Genomic DNA, 23,780 nt, shown 5'->3' on the forward strand with positions numbered 1-23,780 from the left:
ATTATTTGGCCACTCGAACGCCTTGAACAAAGATGTTCACATCGTCCACTTGCAACCCTACAACTTCATTTAAAATATATTTGACTTTCGTTTGGACATTACCTGCTACTACGGATATTTTGGTTCCATAGCTGACAATAATATATAGATCAATTTCAAGTCGCCCGTTCTCTCTACGAACTTCAACACCGCGGCTCAAATTGTCTCGACCTAACAGCTCAGCTATACCATCCTTCAATTGCTTTCTGGTTGCCATGCCTACAAGTCCATAGCAATCTAATGCAGCAGATCCCGCCAGAGTTGAAATCACTTCATTGGTAATATACACTTTTCCATACTCAGTTGTGAGTTCAATCGGCATTATGTAACAACTCCTTCAAGTTTCGCTTTACCAAGACTAATCTTCATTGTACTATAACATACTTCATAAATAAACGGCAAAAATGCGGGTAATTCGTTGACTCGGCTCCTTTTGCTATGCTATTATGTTTAAGTGTGTTTTTGCTGGTTGCTATCTGCGTATCACAAGATTTATTTTGAGGAATACTGTCATGTCAAGCTTAGGCTTGCCACCCAGGCTTCTTTGTATACTGCCGAAGGAGGTGTCAAACATGTCCCGCAAATGTTTCATTACAGGTAAAAGTCCTAGTTCAGGAAATCACGTGTCCCACGCTAACAATAAAAACAAGCGTACTTGGGGAGTTAACGTTCAAAAGGTTCGCATCCTCGTTGATGGTAAACCGAAACGGGTTTACGTAAGTACTCGTGCGTTGAAATCCGGAAAAGTGGCTCGCGTTTAATTCGTAGCTGCGGATACTTAACTTACTTATGTGAATGACAAAAAGCACCTTAATCGGTGCTTTTTTTGCATTCCTGGGGAGAATGACGTAAGTATGGGCAAACCTTAGTTTTTACTAAACGTATTAAGTACGGCTTTCACGAATCCTCCCAAAAATCTCGGCAGCTTGATTGTGTAGAATTTCATTCTCTACCCCTCCTTAGAGTTTTCGCCAGAAAACTGGCTTCGTAAGCCAGTTCCCTGACTTCTTGAGCAAACGCTTCGCGGGCGTGCATGACTGCTCCTTAACATCATTACAACAGTGTATGCCCAGAGCGGAGAAAAAGTGACATCTATTTTTACTTCCTCCCACAATTCAGTTGCTTCCAGAAAGCAAAAAAAGCTACAAGAGCGCTTCACTCTTGTAACTATATGTATGCGGCTATGGAGTAGTTATGCCCACCTCATTGTAGACAGCTACAATTACATTAAAAATAAGATAGAAAAGAACCGAGATCACGATAAACCATATGCGGAACCCAATTTGCTCAAAGCGGCGGAAGAACCGAATCCCTACATAAAGGGCACCAAGTGAAAAAATGTACTTCACGAAATCGTCTATTGTTGAAAAACACGTCAATAATACCCCACACAGCAAGCTGTACATCAGTAGCCAGAGAAATCTCATCGTCCTTCGTCCCCTCTTAGCCGCGTATTCGCCGAATGGCCTCAGCACGGTCCTGTTGCCCGAATACAGCGTTGCCCGCTACCAAGACATCAGCCCCCGCCTCAATGACCTGACGAGCTGTCACCTCATTGATACCGCCGTCTACTTCAATATGAAGCCCCGTGAGACCTTTCGCATTCGCCTGCTCACGCAGAGCGCGAATTTTATTCAGCATCCCTGGGATGAAGGCCTGCCCACCAAAGCCTGGATTCACCGTCATAATCAGCACGAGATCCAATTGCTCATCCAGCACATGCTCAATGAGCGAGATTGGTGTAGCAGGGTTCAGCACAACGCCGGCTTTAATACCGCTTTTCTTAATCAGGTCAAGCGTCCGATGAAGGTGTGTACATGCTTCTACATGCACGGATATCAGATCCGCACCTGCCTTCACAAAATCAGGAATATAACGGTCCGGCTGTTCAATCATCAAATGAACATCAAGCGGCAGCTTGGTGACTGGACGAATCGCGTCAACAACCAGTGGACCAATTGTAATATTAGGCACAAAATGGCCATCCATGACATCTACATGAATCCAGTCCGCTCCGCCTTGCTCAGCGGCCTGAATCTCCTCGCCAAGCTTGGCGAAGTTGGCTGATAAAATAGAAGGTGCTACATATACCATTACGCCTAATACCTCCTCTTCCGTTCCTTGATTTCAGTTAAAAATAACAAGTAGTGATCATACCGAGAGGCAGCGATCGTACCGGTGGCAACGCCGTCCCGCACCTTACAGTCCGGCTCATGCAAATGCAAGCAGCCTCTGAAGCGACAACCTTCTGCAACAGCGGCGAACTCCCTGAAGCAGCTGCTAAGCCCTTCTGCTTCGACTTCCATGAAGTCCAGCTGGCTGAAGCCCGGCGTATCGGCAACAAGACCGCCATTCGCAAGCGGCAGCAGCTCAACATGACGTGTGGTATGCTTTCCTCTTCCTAATCTCTGAGAAATCGCATTCGTTTCCAAATCAAGACCGCTGATCATTTTATTCAGTAAAGAGGATTTACCGACACCGGATTGCCCAGCGAATACACTAACTTTGCCATCCAAATGCTGTAGAATCGCTTCTACACCCTCTTCTAGTCTGGAACTCGTTGTAACGAAGGGATAACCGATTCCCTCATAGAGCTTCGTTATCCGCTTAAACTCCGATGCTGTCATTTCTTTGGCATGGGCAGCATCCTCATCAGTCTCCGTCAACAAATCGCTTTTGGTGAAGCATAACAACACATCGATACCCGTATTTTCAATATGCACCAGGAACTTATCTAGCAGCTGCGTATTCAGAACAGGCTCTGTCACCGAAAAAACGAGCACGACCACGTTCACATTCGCAATCGGCGGACGAATGAGCTCCGAAGAGCGAGGAAGGATTTCCGTAACGGTACCCTCCCCGTTCTCCGTGGCTTCGTACACGACACGATCTCCAACAAGAGGCGTTATATTTCTATTTTTGAACACGCCTCTTCCACGACAGGTCACCGTATTACCCTCCAGAAGAGCAACCCCTTCAGGCAATACATAATAATAACCGCTAAGCGCCTTGACGATGAGTCCTTGCGGCATTAATTGGCCCCTCCAGCAGGTGCTTTTGTAGCAGTTCCACCGGTTTGCCCTTGTCCATTTCCAGTACCGTTTACTGGAATAGCCGGACCGGTGTTTTGTTGCTTAGGAGATGGCGATGGGCTAGGACTAGGTGAGACGGTTTTCCCAGGTTTTGGAGTCAAATAATCTTGATAGGTTTTTGTGTAAGAGTTAATCAAGCTGTCTCCTTCTTTGATCAAAATCACGGCTTTTTTATCTGGTGAAACAATCACTTTGATATCCAAACTTTGCGGCTTCGATACTTTTTCTGTCATGTACTCGAAATTCTCGTACTGAGCGTCGCTCACAATAATTTTGAACGTGGAATCCTTACCTTCCGTTGTAGGCTTTACATCCACAGAAACTGTCAACTGTCCAGCATCTTCCGGCAGTCCATCACTAATGACCAAAGAAATTTCAGCGCCTACAGATACATCGGTGTTTTTGTCAAAAGGAAATTGACTAATCACCTTGCCTTTGGCTACTTTATAGCTTTTCTCACGTGTGATCCCATTCACAGGCAACTTCAGACTGAGCTTGGTGATCTGCGCTTTCGCTTCGGCTTCCGCCAAACCAACCAAATCCGGCATTTTGAACGTTTCTTTTGCTTTACTAACCGTAAAGGCGATAGCAGCTTTCTCTAATTCAAACTCTTCACCAGCCAACGGCGACTGTTTCAAAATCGTATCCGGCGCATCATCAGTTGTCTCTTGGGTAATCGTAATTTGCTCATCCTTAAGACCAAGTGCTCTCAATTTTAAGCGAACATCCTTCAGCGATTGTCCCGCGAAATTGTCCATTTTGATTTTGGGTACACCTTGACTCACGTAAAGAATGACTTTGGTGCCGACATTCAGTCTCATGCCACTAGGATCTTGGCGAATGACCGTATCTTTAGCGAGCTTGCTATCCGCATCATACTCAATCGTCGATCCTAATCTAGCGACCGTCAGTTCAGCTTGCGCTTGCGTCAGCGTCTTATTCACCACATTTGGGACCTCAACGGTCTCAATGGCGAACATCCCTTTCACATAACCAACCATGTACCACATAGCACCCAGCACGATTAATAAAACAGCAATCCAGATCAGCGGCTTAATCCAACCTTTACCTTTAGAAGGAGCAGGCTCTTCCCGCCAAACAGGCTTGTCTGGTTCATCATCATCCTCATCGAATTGAGCTAGCTGATCCGCGCGAATGGCCGGCATAACTAGCGTACGCTCTTCATCCATGCCATAAGCATCCCAGAAGGCAATCTTCGCTTCATTCCGACGATCTGGAGTCAAGCATGTATCGAGATCCGCCATCATCAGCTTCGCAGATTGATACCGTTCTTCTGGCTTTTTGCGCATCGCCTTGAGAATAATATTCTCCACACTTTGAGGAAGCAGCGGATTCACCTTACGCGGTTCTTCCACATCCTCCTGCAAATGCTTTAGGGCGACGGAAATTGGACTTTCCCCGAGAAAAGGAAGTCGACCGGTCAGCATTTGATACATCACAATGCCAAGCGAATACAAGTCAGATTTCTCTCCTGTATTCGTGCCTTTCGCATGCTCAGGCGAGAAATAGTGAACAGAACCGACGACAGATCCGGTTTGTGTAATTGTGGATGATGTCGCGGCTCTAGCTATACCGAAATCCGTCACCTTTACACGGCCGTTTTTGCCAATCAGAATATTATGCGGCTTAATATCGCGGTGAATAATTTCGTTATGATGAGCGTGATCTAGTGCATCTGCAATTTGACTTGCAAAATGAACAGCATCTTCCACCTGTAGTGGCGCCTTTTCCTTAATTAAATCGTTCAGCGTTTTGCCTTCGATATATTCCATCACGATGTAATGGACATCTTCTTCTTGCCCAACATCATAAATACTGACAACATTAGGATGAGATAGGGAAGCGGCTGCTTGAGCTTCTCTGCGGAAACGACGAATGAATTCTTCATCGTGCACATACTGCGAACGCAGTACTTTGACAGCCACCTTGCGATTCAAAAGCAAATCATGCCCTTTATAGACCAAAGCCATGCCGCCTCCGCCAATACGTTCTAAGATTTCATAGCGGCCTCCAAGCTTTCTACCGATCAATTCCCATCACCCCTTTTTTCGTCCGAATCCTGATCATGTGCAAATAAAAGGACCGTTACATTATCATCTCCGCCTTCGCGAAGCGCACTCTGGATTAACTCCTCTGCCGCATCTTCCAATCGCTCGCTCGCACGAACAATTCGCAAAATATCAGCATCGTCGACCAACCCGCTCAAACCATCTGAACAAATGAGAATAACATCGTCTGGACGCCACGTGTACTCGTACAGATCCACTTCCACATTAGGCTCTGTGCCAAGTGCGCGTGTAATCCAATTACGTCTTGGATGATGATCAGCTTCTTCCATCGTAAGCTGCCCATTCTTAACAAGCTCGTAAACTAAGGAATGATCTTCCGTCAATTGTTGGATGGATTCCCCTGTCAGCTTATACGCACGGCTATCCCCGATATGTCCGATAATGAGAAGCTCCTGTGAAGCAATAATGGCAACGACTGTCGTTCCCATCCCGTGGTACTTTTCTTGATCCGACGCAAAAGCATAAATCTCCCCATTCGCCTTCTCAATCGCTTCCCTCAGTATTTGCTTACAGGCTTCCACCGACATTCCCCAATGGATGGATTGCAATTGCGCTCCAATCGTGTCAATGGCCATTTGACTGGCAATATCGCCAGCCTGATGCCCTCCCATCCCATCCGCAACAATAGCCAAAGATAGACCATTCAGCTGATGGTGGATGGCGGCACGGTCCTCATTGACTTGACGGACTTTACCAATATCGGTACGACTTACCATCTTCATCCGGCTCTCACCTCATTTACTGCTCTCCATATGCTTCGCTCGCAGTTGTCCGCAGGCAGCAGCAATATCACTACCTTGTTCACGGCGTATGGTCGCATTAATTTTGCCCTTCTCCAGAATACGTTGGAAGGTAAAAATATCATCTCTGGGTGTACGTTTGAAATCACGTTCAGCAACAAAGTTGACGGGAATCAGATTCACATGACTGAGCGGCATATCTTTCAAGATAAGCGCCAGCTCTTCCGCATGTTCAGGCTGGTCATTCACTTCACCCATAAGGGCATATTCAAATGTAATCCGTCTGCCCGTTTTCGCGATATAGTACTTACAAGCTTCGATGAGATCAACGAAAGGGAACCTGCGATTAACAGGCATTAACTTCGACCTGAGTGCATCATTCGGCGCATGAATCGAAATCGCCAAATTCACTTGCAAATTCTCATCAGCGAACTTATAAATGTTCGGTACGATCCCACTTGTGGAAACCGTGATGTGACGCTGCCCGATGTTCAATCCTTTCGGGTGAATCATCACACGCAGGAAATTCATGGTCGCTTCGTAATTTTCAAACGGCTCGCCAATTCCCATGATCACGATCGAGGAAATACGCTCTTCCGTCTCATCGAGCAATTTCTGTGCTTTCACAACCTGAGCAACGATCTCCCCAGGACGTAGATCCCGTTTTAGCCCGCCTAAAGTAGATGCACAGAAAGTACAACCCACTCGACAGCCGACTTGGGTCGTTACGCAAATACTGTTGCCGTAGTTATGCTTCATTACGACGGTTTCAATCGCATTCTTATCTTCAAGCTCGAACAAGAACTTGACCGTGCCATCTTGGGATTGAAATTTGGTAATCTCGGACAGGGTAACGAAATCAAACTGATCCTTCAGCTTGTCACGAAGTGTTTTCGGTAAATTCGACATCTCATCGAAGCTGAAAACGCGTTTAATATATAACCAGTCAAAAATTTGACCAGCTCGAAACGCGGACTCCCCGTTTTCTTTTACCCAGCTTTGCCACTCATCCCAATTCAAATCATAAACAAATGGTTTCTCTTTCTCATACGGCTTTATACCCACATTTATCACAACCTGTTGTTATTTCGTCTATTTTTAAATATTTTAACACAAAGCAGGAACGAACACACGTCCCTGTCCGTTACACGTCACGTTTACGCAGCCGAGCGATAAAAAAACCGTCCGAGTGGAACTGCTGAGGCAAAATTTGCACCATGCCAGAAACAGCAGCTGCCGGGTCAATATCCGTGAAAACATCGACTGGCAGCGGAGCGAGTTCAAACTCGCTGTGCTCCGCAAGGAAACGCGCAACCATGCCCTCATTCTCCACTTGTTCGATCGTGCAAGTGCTGTACACCAGCACACCGCCTGGCTTAAGCAGTCGGTGTACACGGCTCAGAATCGCATATTGCGTTTCGCTGATCGCATCAATTTCAGCTTCCTGCTTCGCCCATTTGAGATCAGGCTTGCGGCGAATAACCCCAAGACCCGAGCAAGGGGCATCCAGCAGGATGCGATCGAAGGACTCCGCAGCAAAATGCTCATCCAGCTTCGCAGCATCCATCACAAGCGTCTGAATCGACGATAGTCCCAAACGCTCCGCTTGATCTGCGATCAACTTCTGCTTGTGCTCATGCAGATCACAAGCCCAAATCTGCCCCACATCGTCCATCTTCTCCGCGATGTGGGCGGTCTTGCCGCCAGGGGCGGCGCAACAGTCCAGCACCTTCATGCCTGGACGCGGGTCAAGAGCCTCGGCGACGAGCATCGAGCTCTCGTCTTGAATCGAGAAGTCCCCTTGCTGAAAGCCGGGGACTAACGCCATGTTCCCGGCCCCCTGCACAAGGATGCCGGCCGGGGCTAGCTCTGACGCTTCCGCGCTGAGCCCGCTAGCTTGGAGCTGCTCCAGCAGCTCCAAGCGGCTGCGCCGCCTCGCGTTCGCGCGGATGCTCACGTGCGGCGGCTCGTTGTTCGCCGCACAGATCTGTTCCGTCAGCTCAGCGCCGAGCTGACGGATCCACCTTCGCACGAGCCATTCCGGATGGGAATGGCTCAGCGCGATGCGCTTCACGTCGCCGAGCGCAGCCGGCAGCGTGAGCTCGTCCTTGCTGCGGATGATCGCGCGCAGCACGCCGTTAACCATGCCCGAGATGCCTTGGTGGCCTCGGCGCTTCGCGATATTGACCGCTTCGCTCACGACCGCATGGTCAGGAATGCGGTCCAAATAATGCAGCTGATAGAAGCTCAGCCGCAGCAGACATCGCACCCAAGGCTCCAGCTTCGCAAGCCCTTTGCTAACGAAGCGCTCTAAGAAAAAGTCAATGGTATTCTGACGCCCAATCGTGCCATACACAAGCTCGGTAGCAAGACCAGCGTCCGCTCGCTCCAAGGCATGCTTCTGCAGCACTTGATTCAACAGTAGATTGCTGTAAGACTGATTCTCCTCAACGCGAACCAGCACATCCAACGCCGCATCACGGGCGGAACGCTTAACAGCGCTGCTCTTCGCAGCGCCCGAGGATGATTTTGGCGCAGAGGGCTTGCGCGCGCTCTGCGAATTCGGTTGTCCTTGTTGCGGACGAGTTGGTTTATTCGTAGACAAAATCAAATACCTCATTTTTTTGTGGTGGCATTGTGAATTGATTTACATAATAGTCTCAAAATTCCTTCTTAAAAGAGCCAAATCGGCCTAAGCGTGTTTCCCCAGTACCGTACCAACCGGAATCTGGACACCACGAATGAACTCGGATACAGGCATCGCCTTCTTGCCAGCAGGTTGAATTTCGGTTAGCCACAAAGTGCCTGCTCCCGTCATTACTTCAATCCCCTGTTCACTGCAGTTAAGCACAGTTCCTGGCGCTATACCAGACCCAACCTGCCCTGCTTGCTCCGGCTTCAAGCTCGCCCAAACCTTCAAAACTTCCCCATTCCAGAACGTATAGGCACCAGGAAATGGGTTTAAGCCTCGAATGTGATTCCACAGCTCGATCGCCGAACGCGACCAGTCCAAGAGCTCATCTTCCCTGCGAATATTAGGCGAATAGATGGCATCCGCCTCATTCTGAGGAACAGCCTCAATCCGACCAGCCAATAGATCTGGCAATGTCCGCTTCAGCAAATCAGCCCCAGCCATACTCAGCTTGTCAAACAACATCCCCGTCGTATCTGTATCTTCAATCGGCAACTCCACGCTGGAGATCATATCGCCTGTATCCAAGCCTACAGCCATATACATAATAGTGACGCCTGTGACAGCTTCCCCTCGCATGACTGCATGATGAATCGGCGCTCCCCCCCGATATTTCGGAAGCAGCGATGCGTGAATATTAATACATCCGTACTTAGGCAGATCTAACACCGATTTCGGTAAAATTTGACCATAAGCAGCTGTGACGATTAAATCTGGCGCAAGCTGGCGGATCTGCTCGACGGAATCTGCTTCACGCAGCTTCACTGGTTGAAGCACCGGAATGCCATGCTTCTCCGCCTCTACCTTCACTGGTGTCGGCGTAAGGACGCGTTTGCGTCCCTTCGGCCGATCCGGCTGCGTGACAACCGTGGTCACGTTGTAGCCTTCCTCCAATAATAAACGCAAGGAGGGAACTGCGAAATCCGGTGTGCCCATGAAAATAATATTCACGCTTCTTCTTCCTCTTCTTCATCGGCTGTATAGGTATTGACCGCAAGATCCGTAAACAATATACCATTTAAGTGATCAACCTCATGGAAAATACAACGAGCTAATAGCTCTGAGCCCGTAACTTCAATCGGGTTACCATCACGATCTTGCCCTTTAGCCGTTACATTCAGCGCACGAAGCACATCGCCACGAAGACCTGGAATACTTAAACAACCTTCAGCGCCCATTTGTTCACCGCTGGATGTGACGATCTCTGGATTCACCATTTCGATCAATCCACCGTGCTCTTCGCCGCAATCCATCACGATCACGCGCTTCAGAATACCGATTTGTGGAGCAGCAAGGCCTACGCCTTCCGCTTCATACATCGTATCTGCCATATCATCAAGCAATTTATGCAGATTGGAATTAAACTTCGTAACTGTGATCGCTTTCTCACGAAGCACAGGATCTGGATCTTTAACAATAATACGAATAGCCATGAATGTGCACCTACCTTTAAAGTCTTCTCGATTAGGGGTTCTTACATCAAATATTGCGGGTCAACATCCACGCTTATAAGCAGTTTTTCTTTGGCTGAGCGTTCCTCAAACCAAGCTACTGTCTTCCCAACGATCTCTGCAGCTAAATCTTCCCCCCGATATTTTACCACGCATTGGAATCGATATCTATCTTTGATTCGGGAAATTGGCGATGCAACAGGTCCTAACACGTCAAAATGAAAGGATGAATCCATCGATACGGCTTCCGAAAACAAATCTACCTGCTGTCTCGTGTAAGGAAGAGCGATCTCTTTCAAGCGTGTAACAAAGGCTTCCGCCATCCGCACCAGCAGCGGTACTTGTTCGTGTGAGAACGTAATTAAAATCAATCTTTGATAAGGTGGATAGCCTAAATTAGCCCGAATATCCATCTCATGGTTGGCAAAAGCCACATAATCATGATGACTCGCATACTGCACACTGTAATGATCAGGTGTGTACGTTTGTACAAACACTTCCCCTTGCTTTTCGTGCCGTCCCGCTCGGCCTGCAACTTGCGTTAAGAGCTGGAACGTCCGCTCTGCGGAGCGAAAATCAGGTATATTAAGCACGGTATCCGCCGCGATAACCCCAACTAAGGTAACATCCGGAAAATCAAGCCCTTTTGCCACCATCTGCGTCCCCAAAAGCACATCCGCCTGCTTCTCGCGAAACATCGTCAGCCATTTTTCATGTGAACCCTTTTCGGTCGTTGTATCGACATCCATACGAATAACCCTAATGCCAGGGAAAATCTTACTTAGCTCTTCCTCTACACGCTGTGTCCCTGTGCCGAAATGACGAATATGCTCCGACTGACAGCTCGGACACTCCGTCACCTCACGCTCCGCATAACCGCAATAATGACAACGAAGTGCACGTGAGCTTTGGTGATACGTCAAGGAAATATCGCAATGCGGACACTGTGAAACGAAACCGCACGTCCGGCACATCACGAAAGTCGCATAGCCGCGTCGATTCAGCAGCAATACCGTCTGTTCTTTCTTGTGTAACCGTTCTTCGATCGCTTTATACAAAGATCGGCTAAACATCGACCGATTGCCGGTTTTCAGCTCCTCACGCATATCCACAATCGTAACAGGCGGCATCGGTCTGCTCGCAACGCGCTCCTTCATGGTCAGCAACGTAAAAGGAGGCTTAGCTCGATCTCTCCTGCGTCTCGTTTTCTCCATGCTTTCCAAAGACGGTGTAGCCGATCCCAGCACAACAACCGCATCTTGCTGCTTAGCCCTTTGAACAGCCACATCACGGGTATGATATTTGGGACTTTCTTCTTGTTTATAGGAGGATTCATGCTCTTCATCGATAATAATCAGGCCAATGTTCGTAAAAGGGGCAAAAATCGCCGACCGCGCGCCGATCACGACTTTCACTTGCTTGCGCGTAATTTTGCGCCACTCATCGTATCGCTCGCCATTGGATAGTCGGCTATGAAGCACGGCAACCAGATCGCCGAATCGCCCTTTGAACCGCTCCACCATTTGCGGCGTCAGGGAAATTTCTGGCACTAGCACAATAGCTTCCTTATCCATATCCAAGCATTGCTGGATGGATTGTAGGTATACCTCCGTCTTGCCGCTTCCCGTCACGCCATGCAGCAGGAACACCTCATGCCGATCTTCAGCCACCGCATCGCGAATAGGGGCAAACACGCCGCTCTGCTCTTCCGTCAGAGTAAGCGGCTTCGTCCTCGCAAAAGCCCGCCCCATATAAGGGTCGCGCATCACTTCAACCTCGCGCAGCTCAATCCAGCCGCGATCGGCCAAGCTTTTGACCGTGCTCGCACTGATCTCGACAGTCTCCATCAACGCCGTCAATCGAACGGCGTGCGGATGCTCGATCAAATAGCGCAGCACCTCTTTTTGCTTGTTCGCTCGGGCTGGAAGCTCGGCTAAAGCTTCTTCCAAACCAGCGCCTCCAGTGGGTGGAAAGACCGTTAACGCCTTTTTGGTATTCATCCGATCTTTCACTAGCTGCACTTCCGCAAGTCTACCCGATGACAACAGCTCTTTGATCAGAGCGCCTTCCTTCGAAAAACGCTCCAACAACACGTCCATCGAAACGGATTCCTTGCTTTTCACAAAGCTAATAATCGCTTCTATATCTGGCATATCTAGAAAGGATTGATCCTCGGATTCTTCCCCTACGATAATCACACGCTCATATTTCGCTTTGAGTGCCGCAGGAAGCATCGCCTGCAGAGCCGTCACTTCATGACACATATACATGCGACTAATCCACCGTCCAAGACTGACAAGCTCGCTCGTCAAGGGCGGCACCAAATCCAACACATTTTGAATCGGTTTGATGCGCTTCGCGTCAACTTCCGTTTGGTCATGCAGTTCGACTACAAAACCTTGCAGCACCCGAGGACCAAAAGGTACGCCAACACGGCTGCCAACCTCAACCCACTTGCTCAGAGATGCCGGAACTTCATAGTCGAACGCCCGGTTGGTTTGCTTGGCAGGGACATCGACAATGACTTTGGCGTACATCAGGATTTCACCGCCGCAGCCATACGATCAGCAGCAAGCTCAAGCAGCTTACGTGCAACGTCCCACTTACTTTGTATAGGCAGAGCTTGTACAAGCCCGTTATGATCATAGAAACGAACAACATTCGTATCCCCGCCAAAGCCTGCACCCTCTTGTGACACATCGTTCCCCACGATGAGATCACAGTTTTTGCGCTTCAGCTTGTCCATCGCATGTTCATCTAAGCGCTCCGTTTCCGCAGCAAACCCGATAACGAACTGATCCGCTGTTTTCAGCGTGCCTATTTCCTGTAAAATATCAGGATTTTTGATCAACTCCAGCGTGAGCGAGTCGGATTTCTTCTTGATTTTCTGCTCGGCCACAACAGCAGGACGATAATCGGCCACTGCCGCAGCTTTTATAATGAGTTGGCTTTCCCCGAGCCTAGCTAAGACCGCTTCGCGCATGTCTAACGCAGACTGCACAGGAACGAGCTGCACGCCTTCAGGCACGGCTAGGGCCGATGGCCCCGATACCAAAGTCACCTTCGCGCCCATGCGGACCGCTTCTTCCGCGATGGCATAGCCCATTTTGCCTGACGAATCATTGGTCAAATAACGAACGGGATCCAGACGTTCCACGGTGCCTCCGGCCGTCACTAGGACGCGCTTACCCGCTAACTGCCCTGCATCCCCTTGAAAATGCCGCTCAACCGCGGCAAAAATCTCCTCCGGCTCAGCAAGACGCCCCTTGCCCACATACCCGCAGGCTAGTTGCCCTTCGCCAGGCTCAATGAAACGCACGCCGCGGCGGCGCAATGTCTCCATGTTGGTCTGCACGGCTGGATTCGCGTACATATGCACATTCATCGCAGGCGCCACCCAGATCGGTGCCATCGTTGCCAGCAGCGTGGTGCTTAGCATGTCATCTCCAAGCCCAATTGCCAGCTTGCCAATCGTATTGGCCGTGGCAGGTGCAATCAACACAAGGTCAGCGCTGTCGGCCAAGTTGATGTGCGATACGACCGAAGGCTCCTTCTCATCGAACGTATCGACAAAGACATGATGCCGCGACAAGGTTTGAAACGTTAACGGCGCAACGAATTGTACCGCGGAGCGTGTCATAATGACCCGTACAACAGCCCCAGCTTGTGTTAATTTACTCGTTAACGCCGCAGCTTTATAAGCCGCAATGCCGCCACAGACACCGAGCACAATCGTTTTGCCTTGCAATACACCCATGGGAATCCCCTTTCGAAATGCTAAACGAAATAAACGGCTACTCCGTCCTTCAAGGACGGGAGCGTTTATCTAGAAATATAGCGGATTTATAATGTGAAACATAGACTTCCTTATATTTTGAGAAAAAAATAACAACCACGAGGGTTGTTGGATAAAGCAGTTTATTTCTTCGCGTATTTCTCGCTCTCGTTTGTGTTGATTTTCTCATAACCGATGTAATTACCGTATAGTTCTTCTAACGCAACACCAACATGTTTGTGGGCCTTCTGGCCTTTCAAATCGGATTTTGCTCCATCACGCAGGGATCTTGCTCTTTTGGAAGCAGCTACAACCAGCGAGTACTTGCTGTCTACGATATCAAGCAGTTTATCAATTGAAGGGTATAACATTCAATTCACCTCATCCATCCATTGTACGATTTTTGGATACATACGATCTTTTTTGCAATGCTCAGCCGCTAGAATCGCTTGTATTTTCGCGCATGCGGTATCTACATGATCATTCACGATCGCATAATCATAGTGCTCCATCAGACGAATTTCATCGATGGCCACTGACATGCGGCTGCGAATGACCTCATCCGTTTCCGTGCCACGTGTAACAATACGATTCTCAAGCTCATCTAGAGATGGCGGCAGCAAGAAAATAAATACACCTTCATCAAACTTCTGTTTGACCTGCAGTGCACCTTGAACCTCAATCTCCAAAATCACATCGTGACCTGAACGCAGCGTCTCCTCTACGAAACGTCTTGGTGTTCCATAGAAGTTGCCCACATATTCAGCCCACTCCAGCACTTCATCAGTTTCAATCAATTGCTGAAACTGCTCGCGGGATTTGAAAAAATAATTAACGCCGTCTACTTCACCTTGTCTAGGGGAACGCGTTGTCGCTGATACGGAATAGACAATATCCGGAGCAACCTTGCGCAGCGCCGCACAAACCGTCCCTTTGCCGACACCCGACGGTCCGGATAAAACAATCAGAATACCTCTCTCACGCTCAAGAGTGTTCGTATTACTCGTCATGATCATCGTCCTTATTCGAAAGTCTATGCGCTACCGTCTCTGGTTGTACTGCCGACAAAATCACATGATCGCTGTCCGTGATAATAACGGCACGGGTTCTTCTACCATATGTAGCGTCAATCAGCATGTGACGATCACGCGCTTCTTGAATGATTCTCTTGATCGGAGCCGATTCCGGACTCACAATCGAGATAATGCGGTTCGCCGATACGATGTTGCCGAACCCGATATTGATTAATTTGATAGCCATCTAGGACTTCCTCCTCGCGAAGCACATGCAAGCTTCACTCGATATTCTGTATTTGTTCCCGCATTTTCTCAAGCTCTGCTTTCATCGCAATCACTCTAGCCGTAGGCTCCGAATGATTCGACTTCGATCCGATCGTGTTCACTTCCCGATTCATTTCTTGAATCAAGAAGTCCAGCTTTCGGCCAACAGGCTCTTTGTCTGAAAGCAATGCCTCACATTGCCCAAAATGACTCTTCAGACGAGTCAATTCCTCATCCACATTAGAACGATCTGCGAATAGAGCAATCTCAGTCGCAAGTCGCTGCTCATCCACAGGAATCCCATCCAGTACAAGGGACTGAATACGACTCGTCATCTTCGCCGTATACTCCTGAACAACTTGAGGAGCCAACGCTTCCAACTCGATGTGAATTCGCTTCATCTCGGTTAACCGTTCACGAATATCCAGCTCTAGGAAATCCCCTTCGCGGCGTCTCATCGCGGATAACTGAGCGACAGCCTCCTGTAAACAGGCGCAAAGTTCCTGTTCGATCTCGTCATCAGGCTCTTGACGTACATCCTTCATTTGAATCAGCTCAGGTAGCTTCAATAAATCATGGAGCTCTACCTGGCCCGTGATCCCATACCGCTGCTTTAACTGCTCAGCCGCTTCCAGATAAGCATCTGCCAAAGCAAAATTAACCGTTACGTTCTTCGGGGAAGCCGCTTCACGTTCTGCCGTGATAAAGACGTCTACACGTCCTCGCTTCACAGCTTGCAATACCGTTTTCTTCAAAGCGTCTTCGAAAGCCGCCCATTCCTTAGGCAAACGAATCGACACTTCACTATACCTATGATTGACCGATTTCACATCGATAAACACGTTGTATCCCGCAAAAGAACGATTCGCTTGTCCGAACCCGGTCATACTGCAAATCATTCTAATCACATCCATTACCCTATTTTAATTCATTTTGAAAGTGGGTACAAGTGGAAATCCTGCCTTTTCGACTTTTCCCACACATAATTGGTCAGATCTACGCACATTTCATACGCCAGAAAGGGGGTCATCAGATAAATACCATTAAAGTATTGCATCGCGGTATCCAGCAGTTCTTTGGCAATTTCCACACCCATTGCACGGCCTTCTGGACCTTTCAATCCATCCATCCGCGCCCTAACTTCATCCGACAAGCGAATGCCGGGAACCTCATTGTGCAGGTATTCGGCATTTCCACCGCTTGCCAGCGGGGCGATACCAATGAAAATAGGAATTTGCAAATGCTTGGTCGCTTCATAAATCTGTTCAATCAGCTTGGCATCGTACACAGGCTGCGTCATGATATAATCAGCGCCTGCCTCGATTTTGCGCTCCAAGCGCTGCACAGCTTTATCTAAATGCTTCACATTCGGATTGAATGCCGCACCTACAACGAAATTAGCCTTCTGCTTCAAAGGCTTACCGGAAAAGGCGATGCCTTCGTTAAGCTGTTTAATCATCCGAATAATTTCGAATGAGGTGAGGTCATACACGGAGCTGGACCCGGGGAGATCGCCAAACTTGGCGGGATCGCCGGTCACGGCCAGCACGTGGTCTATTCCCAGTGCGTGCAAGCCCATGAGATGGGACTGCGTCCCGATCATGTTGCGGTCACGACACGCGATGTGAATGAGCGGACGCGCGCCCAAACGCTCCTGCACGAGGTAGCCGAGTGCCAGGTTGCTCATGCGCGTCACAGCAAGGGAATTGTCGGCCATCGTAATGGCGTCGACATGGGCCTCTTGCAGCGCCTTCGAGCCCTGCATGAACTTCTCGATGTCGAGATCCTTCGGAGGATCCAGCTCGACAATAACGGTTTTGCGCTGCTTCACGATGTCCAGCAGCGAAGGAATGCCCGCAGGTGGTGCAGGCTGTGCAGGTGCGGGCTCGATCACGAGCACGGCGGCTTCCGCAGGGGCTGCGCCCGGCGGAGCAGGCACGTAGCCCTGCAGCGCCTTCGCTACAGCGGCGATGTGCTCCGGCGTCGTGCCGCAGCAACCGCCGATGATGCGCGCGCCAAGATCGGCAAAGCGCAGCGCGCTTTCGGCAAAGTACTGAGGCGTCGCCGTATACGTATAGTGCCCGTCTACGTAGTCGGGCAACCCTGCGTTCGGAAACGCCGAGAATGGAATACCAGGAATCGGCGCGATCTTTTCCATCGAACGCAGAATCCCGTTCGGGCCGACGCGGCAGTTAAAGCCGATCACATCAGCACCTTCGTCACGCAGTTGGAGGAACGCTTCTTGCAGCGGAACACCGTCTTGCGTGCTGCCCGTGCCCTCATTGGCAAACTGACAAATCACTGGAAGCTGGCTCATGCTGCGGATAATCCGCAAAGCAAGCTGCATCTCTTCCAAATCATAGAAGGTCTCAAGCAACAGCCCGTCCACGGGTGAGTCTAACAGAACGCCGATTTGTTCCCGAAGCGACTCCTCCACATCGGATGTACGTACATTTTTACGCTTGCCAGCACGAATAGAGCCGATTGCACCCACAACATAAGCGTCGTCTCCAACAGCTTTCCGAGCCAGCTCAACACCCGCACGATTAATGGCTTCAACGTCGCCTTCCAAACCATATTTCGACAGCTTCTCGCGATTCGCCGAAAACGTATTCGTTTCAATAAGACGAGCACCTGCCTCAAAATAACGGCGGTGCACGTCAGCGACCGTTTCCGGTCTAAGCAAATTCAATTCTTCATATGAAATGCCGACGGGAAATCCCATCTGATATAAGTATGTCCCCATAGCGCCGTCACCGGTCAAAATTTCCCGCTGCAGCGCTGCACGAAGATCCAATTTCATGCCTCATTTCCCCTATCTACCCGACTATAGTTTGCCTGTAAACACTTCTTCCGCAGGTCCGGTCATATAAACGTGATTGTCCTCTTCCAGCCACTCGATGAACAAATCGCCACCTTTGAGTGAAACCGTCGCTTCACGATCGGACAAACCATTAAGCACAGAGGAGACCAACGTAGCGCAAGCTCCCGTTCCGCATGCAAGCGTAGGCCCCGCGCCTCGCTCCCAAACCCGCATATCCGTATAGGCGCGATCGCGAACGGTTGCGAATTCGACATTTATTTTGCGTGGAAACATCGGATGTGCTTCAAGCTTCGGCCCCCATGTTGCGAGGTCAAAATTCACAGCATCCTCCACATAAATAACACAATGCGGGTTCCCCATGGAAACCGCTGTGAAACGAAATGATCTGCCTTCAACCTCAATCGGGTAATCAATCACCTTGTCAGCATCAACCGTCGTTGGCACCTGAAGTCCTTGCAGAATGGGCGCTCCCATATCCACACGAGCGGTCAAAACTTTACCGTCTTGCACGTGTACTTGAACCTTCTGTACACCAGCACCAATGGTTTCAACGGTAATTTCTGTTGCATCAATGAGCTTATGGTCGTACACATATTTGGAAACACAGCGGATCGCATTGCCGCATTGCTCGGCCTCAGATCCATCCGAGTTGATAATGCGCATTTGAAAATCAGCCTTCTCTGAAGGAAGAATAAAGACAACGCCGTCGGCACCGATGCTAAAAAATCGATTACACAGCTGAATAGCTAGCTGATCAGCCCCGGCAGGAAGCTCTTTCTCCCCGGCTACGACGATAAAGTCATTGCCAAGTCCATGCATTTTCGTAAAATTCATGTCAAGCACCCCTATGTGCGGTTTAGCCATTATCATAGCGTAAAAACGACAGTATGCATAGTCCTACGCCACCGCAGCACGTCATAGTCGCCAAATCGCCATATCTTGCTTACCGGCAAAAAGATACAGAAAAAGCCGCCTCACGGCAGCTCTTTCCACTTCGTTTATCTAAAGCTAGGTTTTGAAGATTTATTATACACAGAAGAGCTTGAACCTCTAGAACCTTTGGTCCGTTTTGGAGACAACACGCTGCCTAGTCCCATAAAGAACGTTGGAATACCAGCAGCAATAAGAACGAGAATCCAATCTTTCCAGCCAAGTGGAACGGTTTTGAAGATCGGTTGGAGAGCTTCCACATACATAACTCCAAGCATCAAAATAAGTGATGACAAAACAGCGAGAACTAAGTACTTATTTTGCAAAGGATTCCTATGGAAAATCGACCGTGAACTGCGACAATCGAACACATGGATGAGCTGAGCCATCACCAAGGTCGCGAACGCGACACTTTGTGCTTTCAATAAAGTCTCCGCATCCGATGGATTAACGCGTAATATGAGCCAGAAGGCACCCAGTGTACATACCCCAATGAGCATACCACGGGAAATAATTTTCCAACCTAATCGTCTTGCAAAAATACTTTCCTTTGCCGAACGCGGCTTATGCTGCATTAAGTCTTTCTCTGCCTGATCTACACCCAGCGCCATCGCTGGCAGACCATCTGTGACCAAATTCACCCACAGAATCTGAATGGGTACGAGCGGAAGCGGAAGCCCCGCCATCATGGCGATGAACATCGTCATAATCTCGCCAACATTAGACGCAAGCAGGTAGCGAATGAATTTGCGAATATTTTCATAAATGCTTCGCCCCTCTTCAATCGCCGCAACGATCGTCGAGAAATTATCATCACTGAGTATTAAAGAGGATGCCTCTTTGGATACATCGGTTCCCGTAATCCCCATGGCAATCCCGATATCAGCCGCCTTAATCGCTGGCGCATCGTTGACACCATCCCCCGTCATGGCAACAACGTGTCCATTGCGCTGCAATGATTTCACAATTCTTAGCTTATGTTCAGGGGATACCCTTGCATAGACGTAGGTATCATTGACTTTGGCATCGAGCTCATCATCCGAAAGCTGTCCGATCTGCTGACCGCTCATACTGACGCCATTAGCTGGAATCATACCAAGCTGCTTCGCAATAGCTTCTGCTGTCGTTTGATGATCTCCTGTGATCATAACGGTCTTGATGCCAGCTTTACGGCATTTAGAGATCGCTTCACGCACTTCTTTGCGCGGAGGATCGATCATACCTGTTAAACCAACAAAAACTAAGCCATTTTCAACATCCTCAAAATCCTCATACCGATCACTTACTTTAAGTTCTTTATACGCAATACCCAGCACGCGAAGCGCTGATTTGGCCATGCCTTCATTGGCTGAGATCACTTTTTGTTTCAGGGTTGACGTAAATGGAATGACTTTACCCTCCCACAAAATGTAGCTGCAATGCTGCAGCAATACGTCTGGCGCCCCTTTCGTACAAGCCATGCGGCCATTCTCGGAGGACACCAGAACAGACATCCGTTTACGCTCCGAGTCGAAAGGGAACTCGGCGATCCGTTTATATTTTTCCCTCAGCGAATCTTGGGTAATCCCGCTCTTGGCACTCAGAACAACTAAAGCCCCTTCGGTTGGATCGCCTTTAATATGCCAAATCGAGGCAGATCCCTGTGTGCCCTCTTTGCCTTTCTTCCTCTTCGTTTCTTGTTTTTCTTCTATTAAGGTTGCGTTATTGCAAAGGGCAGACACATGGAGCAGCTTCGTGAGAGAAGGATGCTTGTGCACGTCCGTATGCTGGCCGCTTAGAAGAATATTGCCCACCGGCGCATAGCCATCCCCTGTAACCTCTAGTACGTCACCGCCAACCCACAAATGGGTCACCGTCATTTTGTTCTGTGTCAGCGTACCTGTTTTATCAGAGCATATGACAGAAGCACACCCTAAGGTCTCAACCGAAGGCAGCTTTCTGACGATGGCTTTCCGCTTAATCATCCGTTGTACACCAAGAGCAAGCGCAATCGTTACAATCGCTGGGAGCCCTTCAGGGATAGCTGCAACGGCTAAGCTTACGCCTGCCAAGAACATCGCGTACGGTGGTTGTCCATGCATAATACCTGCTACAACAACAAGAATCGTCAACGCAATGGCAACGATAATTAAAATTTTACCTAACTGCTCCAAACGGTGCTGTAACGGTGTTTCCATGGATTCTGTATTTTGAATCAGATCAGCGATTTTGCCCATTTCCGTGCTCATCCCGATCCGAACAACAACTGCCTTCGCTGTGCCACGAGAAACCATCGTACCCATGAAGCCCAAGTTGCGCTGATCACCAAGCGGTACTTCCTCATGCGGGATAGAAGCTGTTATTTTACTTACGGCAATCGACTCCCCGGTTAGAGCGGACTCCTCGATATAGACGCCGTTCGTTTCCAGAAACCTAACATCCGCTGGGACTCTGTCGCCGCTTTCCAGAAATACAATATCACCTGGAACCAGATCACGAGCCGGAATTTGATGAACGGCTCCTTCTCTCCAAACATTCGCATTAGGCGCAGACAGCTCTTTCAGTGCACGTAGTGAGCGTTCCGCTCGAAATTCCTGTGTAAAGCCCAAAATCCCATTCATCACAATAATGACGACGATGGTAATCGCATCTAAATATTCACCTAGCAAGCCGGATATTAGAGTCGCCCCCAATAGTACCAGGACCATGAAATCTTTAAATTGATTCAACAGCAGTGTGATTGGTGATACACGCTGCCCCTCTGAGAGCTCGTTTCGCCCTACCTCAGCCTGCCGCTTCCAAGCTTCTTCCCAGGGCAATCCTTGCTGCAAATTCACCTGCTGTGCCTGCAAGACATCCTCCGAGTTCAACTGGTACCACTTATTCTGACTCATCCGCCCTTCTCCCTCCTACATCCACTTGATCTTGTCTCACACTTATACGTATTTGTATTCAGACAAGCAGGAAAATATCCCTGAAATCATCTTTCCTGCCCAAAGCCCCTTAAGTTTTTGTGAAAAGTATGGCATCATAGAGATTAGCAAAGTTGTCGGCTACTGAACTAGTTGCACGATCAAGACGCAAATGGCTGCTAGCCCCAAAGAATGGAGTTGTATGCATCATGGCTTTAGACGGACTCGTCCTTCATGCAATTGTTCACGAGCTTCAAATGTATGTGGGAGGCCGCATTAATAAAATTCATCAACCGAGCGAAAATGATATTGTACTGCAAATTCGCACTCAAAGGCAGAACGTGAAACTGTTGCTTTCTGCTAATCCTACTTATCCAAGGGTTCAAACAACAGAACAGGTATCAATAAATCCTATGGATGCTCCTATGTTCTGTATGCTGCTTCGCAAGTATTGCGAGAGCGGCGTCATTGAGGCCGTAGAGCAAATTGGTATGGAACGGGTGATTCGATTCCAGATTCGTCATCGTGATGAATTAGGCGATGTCTCCCTCAAGCATATTATTGTGGAAATTATGGGACGTCACAGCAATATCATTCTTCTAGACCCTGAAACAGGAACGATCCTCGATGGCATTCATCATGTCACGCCAGCGATAAGCTCATATCGCGTCGTCATGCCCGGGAGCAAATATGTGACACCGCCTGAGCAGGATAAGCAAAATCCACTAGAAGTGAATGCTGAAGCATTCGCGCAAGCGCTGGAGGGGCTGACGTCGTCTTATGAGGATTCCGATTCCACAACGCCGGTCAGACCTGAGCAACAATTGGTTGCTGCATTCAGCGGACTTAGTCCACTGATCGCAAAGGAAATTGTGTATCGCAGTCTGCAAGGCAAAACGGAAGTCGATACCTCTTCGCTTTGGATGGCGTTCAATGAAGTGATGACCGCCATCCGCGAGGATCGCTATGAACCGGTCATTGTGGAGCAAGAAACGACTGGCAAGCTATTCTTCGCAATGACGCCACTTACGCATATCATCGGCACTTCGAAGTCGTATCCAACGCCAAGCGCGTGTTTGGAGCAGTTCTATGGCGACAAAGCTGAACGTGATACGGTGAAACAGCGTGTATCCGATTTATTGAAATTTTTACAAAATGAAGTGAATAAAAATGTTAAAAAACTGGAAAAACTCCAAGATACCGTAGAAGACTCCAAAGACGCGGATAAGTTCCGAATTCTCGGAGAGCTGTTGACCGCCTCGCTTCATACGATTAAGAAAGGCGACAAGGAAGTCCAAGCCATCAATTACTACGATGAGGATCAGGCGATGATCACCATCAATTTGGACCCGCTCCTTGGACCAGCGGAAAACGCACAACGTTATTTTAAAAAGTACAGCAAATTGAAAAACAGCACGGCGATCGTCGAGGAGCAAATTACCCAAACGCATCAAGAAATCACGTACCTCACGACCCTGCTCCAGCAGTTGAGCGTAGCTTCCCTGCCAGATATTGAAGAGATTCGCGATGAGCTTATGGAGCAAGGCTATGTGCGTGACCGCAACAAGAAGCAGCGCAAGAAAAAGAAAAAAGATAAGCCTGCTTTGGCCTGCTATGAATCCACCGAAGGTGTTCCTATCTATGTCGGGAAAAATAACACACAAAATGAATATCTAACGAATCGACTTGCTTCTTCCATGGATACGTGGCTGCATACGAAGGATATTCCTGGGTCACATGTCGTCATACGCGGGGAATTCACCGACACTACCTTACTCGAAGCTGCGCAGCTAGCTGCCTACTTCAGTCAAGCCAAAAATTCCAGTCAAGTTCCTGTCGATTACACGACAATTAAGCATGTCCATAAACCAAACGGCTCGAAGCCTGGATTTGTGATTTATGTGAATCAGAAAACACTGTATGTGACGCCGGAAGAGGACGAGATCAAACAGTTGAAAGTGACTATTAAGTAAACA

The 23,780-nt window shown here is 48.8% G+C and carries 21 protein-coding genes; 2 read left to right on the top strand and 19 right to left on the bottom strand.

Features of this window, described 5'->3' with window-relative positions; all coding sequences use genetic code 11:
* Window position 1: 1 nt before the first annotated feature.
* Window positions 2-361, bottom strand: coding sequence for an Asp23/Gls24 family envelope stress response protein (locus tag AC58PQ_RS09215; RefSeq protein ID WP_028558212.1), 360 nt, complete (start codon window positions 359-361; stop codon window positions 2-4).
* A 250-nt stretch (window positions 362-611) separates the two neighbouring features.
* Between AC58PQ_RS09215 and rpmB the strand changes: the two genes are divergently transcribed.
* Window positions 612-800 (top strand): 50S ribosomal protein L28, encoded by a 189-nt coding sequence (rpmB, locus tag AC58PQ_RS09220; protein ID WP_029197753.1) that lies wholly within the window; start codon window positions 612-614, stop codon window positions 798-800.
* Between the two features lie 104 nt (window positions 801-904).
* Here the strand turns inward: rpmB and spoVM are convergent, their stop codons facing one another.
* From spoVM to AC58PQ_RS09310, 18 genes are all read right to left on the bottom strand, one after another.
* The gene (gene spoVM, locus AC58PQ_RS09225) at window positions 905-985 is read right to left on the bottom strand and encodes a stage V sporulation protein SpoVM (RefSeq protein ID WP_036634233.1); all 81 of its coding nucleotides are present in this window, start codon (window positions 983-985) and stop codon (window positions 905-907) included.
* 497 nt (window positions 986-1,482) lie between these two features.
* Window positions 1,483-2,133, bottom strand: a complete 651-nt coding sequence (gene rpe, locus AC58PQ_RS09230; protein WP_497241671.1) for a ribulose-phosphate 3-epimerase — start codon at window positions 2,131-2,133, stop codon at window positions 1,483-1,485.
* A 5-nt stretch (window positions 2,134-2,138) separates the two neighbouring features.
* Window positions 2,139-3,071, bottom strand: coding sequence for a ribosome small subunit-dependent GTPase A (rsgA, locus tag AC58PQ_RS09235; RefSeq protein ID WP_497241672.1), 933 nt, complete (start codon window positions 3,069-3,071; stop codon window positions 2,139-2,141).
* Complete coding sequence (pknB, locus tag AC58PQ_RS09240; RefSeq protein ID WP_497241673.1) at window positions 3,071-5,182, bottom strand: Stk1 family PASTA domain-containing Ser/Thr kinase; 2,112 nt, start codon at window positions 5,180-5,182, stop codon at window positions 3,071-3,073. Before pknB ends, rsgA begins: the two co-directional genes overlap by 1 nt.
* A complete protein-coding gene (locus AC58PQ_RS09245) occupies window positions 5,179-5,943 on the bottom strand; it encodes a Stp1/IreP family PP2C-type Ser/Thr phosphatase (RefSeq protein ID WP_497241674.1) in 765 nt (254 codons plus the stop codon). Before AC58PQ_RS09245 ends, pknB begins: the two co-directional genes overlap by 4 nt.
* Before the next feature lie 12 nt (window positions 5,944-5,955).
* Window positions 5,956-7,026 carry a dual-specificity RNA methyltransferase RlmN gene (gene rlmN / locus AC58PQ_RS09250; protein ID WP_497241675.1) on the bottom strand — a complete coding sequence of 357 codons (1,071 nt, stop codon included), beginning with the start codon at window positions 7,024-7,026 and terminating at the stop codon, window positions 5,956-5,958.
* Window positions 7,027-7,105: 79 nt separating this feature from the next.
* Complete coding sequence (rsmB, locus tag AC58PQ_RS09255; RefSeq protein ID WP_497241676.1) at window positions 7,106-8,581, bottom strand: 16S rRNA (cytosine(967)-C(5))-methyltransferase RsmB; 1,476 nt, start codon at window positions 8,579-8,581, stop codon at window positions 7,106-7,108.
* A gap of 72 nt (window positions 8,582-8,653) precedes the next feature.
* The gene (fmt, locus tag AC58PQ_RS09260; protein WP_497241677.1) at window positions 8,654-9,604 is read right to left on the bottom strand and encodes a methionyl-tRNA formyltransferase; all 951 of its coding nucleotides are present in this window, start codon (window positions 9,602-9,604) and stop codon (window positions 8,654-8,656) included.
* Window positions 9,601-10,086: a peptide deformylase gene (def, locus tag AC58PQ_RS09265; protein WP_497241678.1), complete on the bottom strand. Its 486-nt coding sequence runs from the start codon at window positions 10,084-10,086 to the stop codon at window positions 9,601-9,603. The genes fmt and def overlap by 4 nt, the downstream gene beginning before the upstream one ends.
* A 41-nt stretch (window positions 10,087-10,127) precedes the next feature.
* The gene (priA, locus tag AC58PQ_RS09270) at window positions 10,128-12,641 is read right to left on the bottom strand and encodes a primosomal protein N' (protein WP_497241679.1); all 2,514 of its coding nucleotides are present in this window, start codon (window positions 12,639-12,641) and stop codon (window positions 10,128-10,130) included.
* Window positions 12,641-13,861, bottom strand: a complete 1,221-nt coding sequence (gene coaBC / locus AC58PQ_RS09275; RefSeq protein WP_497241680.1) for a bifunctional phosphopantothenoylcysteine decarboxylase/phosphopantothenate--cysteine ligase CoaBC — start codon at window positions 13,859-13,861, stop codon at window positions 12,641-12,643. Before coaBC ends, priA begins: the two co-directional genes overlap by 1 nt.
* A 161-nt stretch (window positions 13,862-14,022) precedes the next feature.
* Window positions 14,023-14,250, bottom strand: a complete 228-nt coding sequence (gene rpoZ, locus AC58PQ_RS09280; RefSeq protein WP_056612362.1) for a DNA-directed RNA polymerase subunit omega — start codon at window positions 14,248-14,250, stop codon at window positions 14,023-14,025.
* On the bottom strand, window positions 14,251-14,889 hold the full coding sequence (gene gmk / locus AC58PQ_RS09285; RefSeq protein ID WP_497241681.1) for a guanylate kinase: 639 nt from the start codon (window positions 14,887-14,889) through the stop codon (window positions 14,251-14,253).
* Window positions 14,879-15,139 (bottom strand): extracellular matrix/biofilm regulator RemA, encoded by a 261-nt coding sequence (gene remA / locus AC58PQ_RS09290; RefSeq protein ID WP_009672664.1) that lies wholly within the window; start codon window positions 15,137-15,139, stop codon window positions 14,879-14,881. The genes gmk and remA overlap by 11 nt, the downstream gene beginning before the upstream one ends.
* Window positions 15,140-15,173: 34 nt before the next feature.
* Complete coding sequence (locus AC58PQ_RS09295; protein ID WP_497241682.1) at window positions 15,174-16,058, bottom strand: YicC/YloC family endoribonuclease; 885 nt, start codon at window positions 16,056-16,058, stop codon at window positions 15,174-15,176.
* Between the two features lie 29 nt (window positions 16,059-16,087).
* Complete coding sequence (locus AC58PQ_RS09300; RefSeq protein WP_497241683.1) at window positions 16,088-17,962, bottom strand: bifunctional homocysteine S-methyltransferase/methylenetetrahydrofolate reductase; 1,875 nt, start codon at window positions 17,960-17,962, stop codon at window positions 16,088-16,090.
* Between the two features lie 24 nt (window positions 17,963-17,986).
* The gene (gene dapF, locus AC58PQ_RS09305) at window positions 17,987-18,817 is read right to left on the bottom strand and encodes a diaminopimelate epimerase (protein ID WP_497241684.1); all 831 of its coding nucleotides are present in this window, start codon (window positions 18,815-18,817) and stop codon (window positions 17,987-17,989) included.
* A 164-nt stretch (window positions 18,818-18,981) separates the two neighbouring features.
* Window positions 18,982-21,786, bottom strand: a complete 2,805-nt coding sequence (locus tag AC58PQ_RS09310) for a calcium-translocating P-type ATPase, SERCA-type (RefSeq protein WP_497241685.1) — start codon at window positions 21,784-21,786, stop codon at window positions 18,982-18,984.
* A gap of 227 nt (window positions 21,787-22,013) precedes the next feature.
* Here AC58PQ_RS09310 and AC58PQ_RS09315 point away from each other — a divergent pair, with 227 nt between their 5' ends.
* Window positions 22,014-23,777: an Rqc2 family fibronectin-binding protein gene (locus tag AC58PQ_RS09315; RefSeq protein ID WP_497241686.1), complete on the top strand. Its 1,764-nt coding sequence runs from the start codon at window positions 22,014-22,016 to the stop codon at window positions 23,775-23,777.
* Window positions 23,778-23,780: the final 3 nt, after the last annotated feature.

Source organism: Paenibacillus sp. J22P143 (assembly GCF_059692035.1).

Excerpts from the sequence above, each read along its gene's own strand:
- rpoZ (WP_056612362.1), bottom strand. The coding sequence starts at position 14,250 with ATGTTATACCCTTCAATTGATAAACTGCTTGATATCGTAGACAGCAAG.
- AC58PQ_RS09215 (WP_028558212.1), bottom strand. The coding sequence starts at position 361 with ATGCCGATTGAACTCACAACTGAGTATGGAAAAGTGTATATTACCAAT.
- AC58PQ_RS09310 (WP_497241685.1), bottom strand. The coding sequence starts at position 21,786 with ATGAGTCAGAATAAGTGGTACCAGTTGAACTCGGAGGATGTCTTGCAG.
- priA (WP_497241679.1), bottom strand. The coding sequence starts at position 12,641 with ATGTACGCCAAAGTCATTGTCGATGTCCCTGCCAAGCAAACCAACCGG.
- gmk (WP_497241681.1), bottom strand. The coding sequence starts at position 14,889 with ATGACGAGTAATACGAACACTCTTGAGCGTGAGAGAGGTATTCTGATT.
- spoVM (WP_036634233.1), bottom strand. The coding sequence starts at position 985 with ATGAAATTCTACACAATCAAGCTGCCGAGATTTTTGGGAGGATTCGTG.
- AC58PQ_RS09295 (WP_497241682.1), bottom strand. The coding sequence starts at position 16,058 with ATGATTTGCAGTATGACCGGGTTCGGACAAGCGAATCGTTCTTTTGCG.
- def (WP_497241678.1), bottom strand. The coding sequence starts at position 10,086 with ATGGCTATTCGTATTATTGTTAAAGATCCAGATCCTGTGCTTCGTGAG.
- rpmB (WP_029197753.1), top strand. The coding sequence starts at position 612 with ATGTCCCGCAAATGTTTCATTACAGGTAAAAGTCCTAGTTCAGGAAAT.
- coaBC (WP_497241680.1), bottom strand. The coding sequence starts at position 13,861 with ATGGGTGTATTGCAAGGCAAAACGATTGTGCTCGGTGTCTGTGGCGGC.
- remA (WP_009672664.1), bottom strand. The coding sequence starts at position 15,139 with ATGGCTATCAAATTAATCAATATCGGGTTCGGCAACATCGTATCGGCG.
- AC58PQ_RS09315 (WP_497241686.1), top strand. The coding sequence starts at position 22,014 with ATGGCTTTAGACGGACTCGTCCTTCATGCAATTGTTCACGAGCTTCAA.
- rsgA (WP_497241672.1), bottom strand. The coding sequence starts at position 3,071 with ATGCCGCAAGGACTCATCGTCAAGGCGCTTAGCGGTTATTATTATGTA.
- rpe (WP_497241671.1), bottom strand. The coding sequence starts at position 2,133 with ATGGTATATGTAGCACCTTCTATTTTATCAGCCAACTTCGCCAAGCTT.
- AC58PQ_RS09245 (WP_497241674.1), bottom strand. The coding sequence starts at position 5,943 with ATGAAGATGGTAAGTCGTACCGATATTGGTAAAGTCCGTCAAGTCAAT.
- rsmB (WP_497241676.1), bottom strand. The coding sequence starts at position 8,581 with ATGAGGTATTTGATTTTGTCTACGAATAAACCAACTCGTCCGCAACAA.
- AC58PQ_RS09300 (WP_497241683.1), bottom strand. The coding sequence starts at position 17,962 with ATGAAATTGGATCTTCGTGCAGCGCTGCAGCGGGAAATTTTGACCGGT.
- dapF (WP_497241684.1), bottom strand. The coding sequence starts at position 18,817 with ATGAATTTTACGAAAATGCATGGACTTGGCAATGACTTTATCGTCGTA.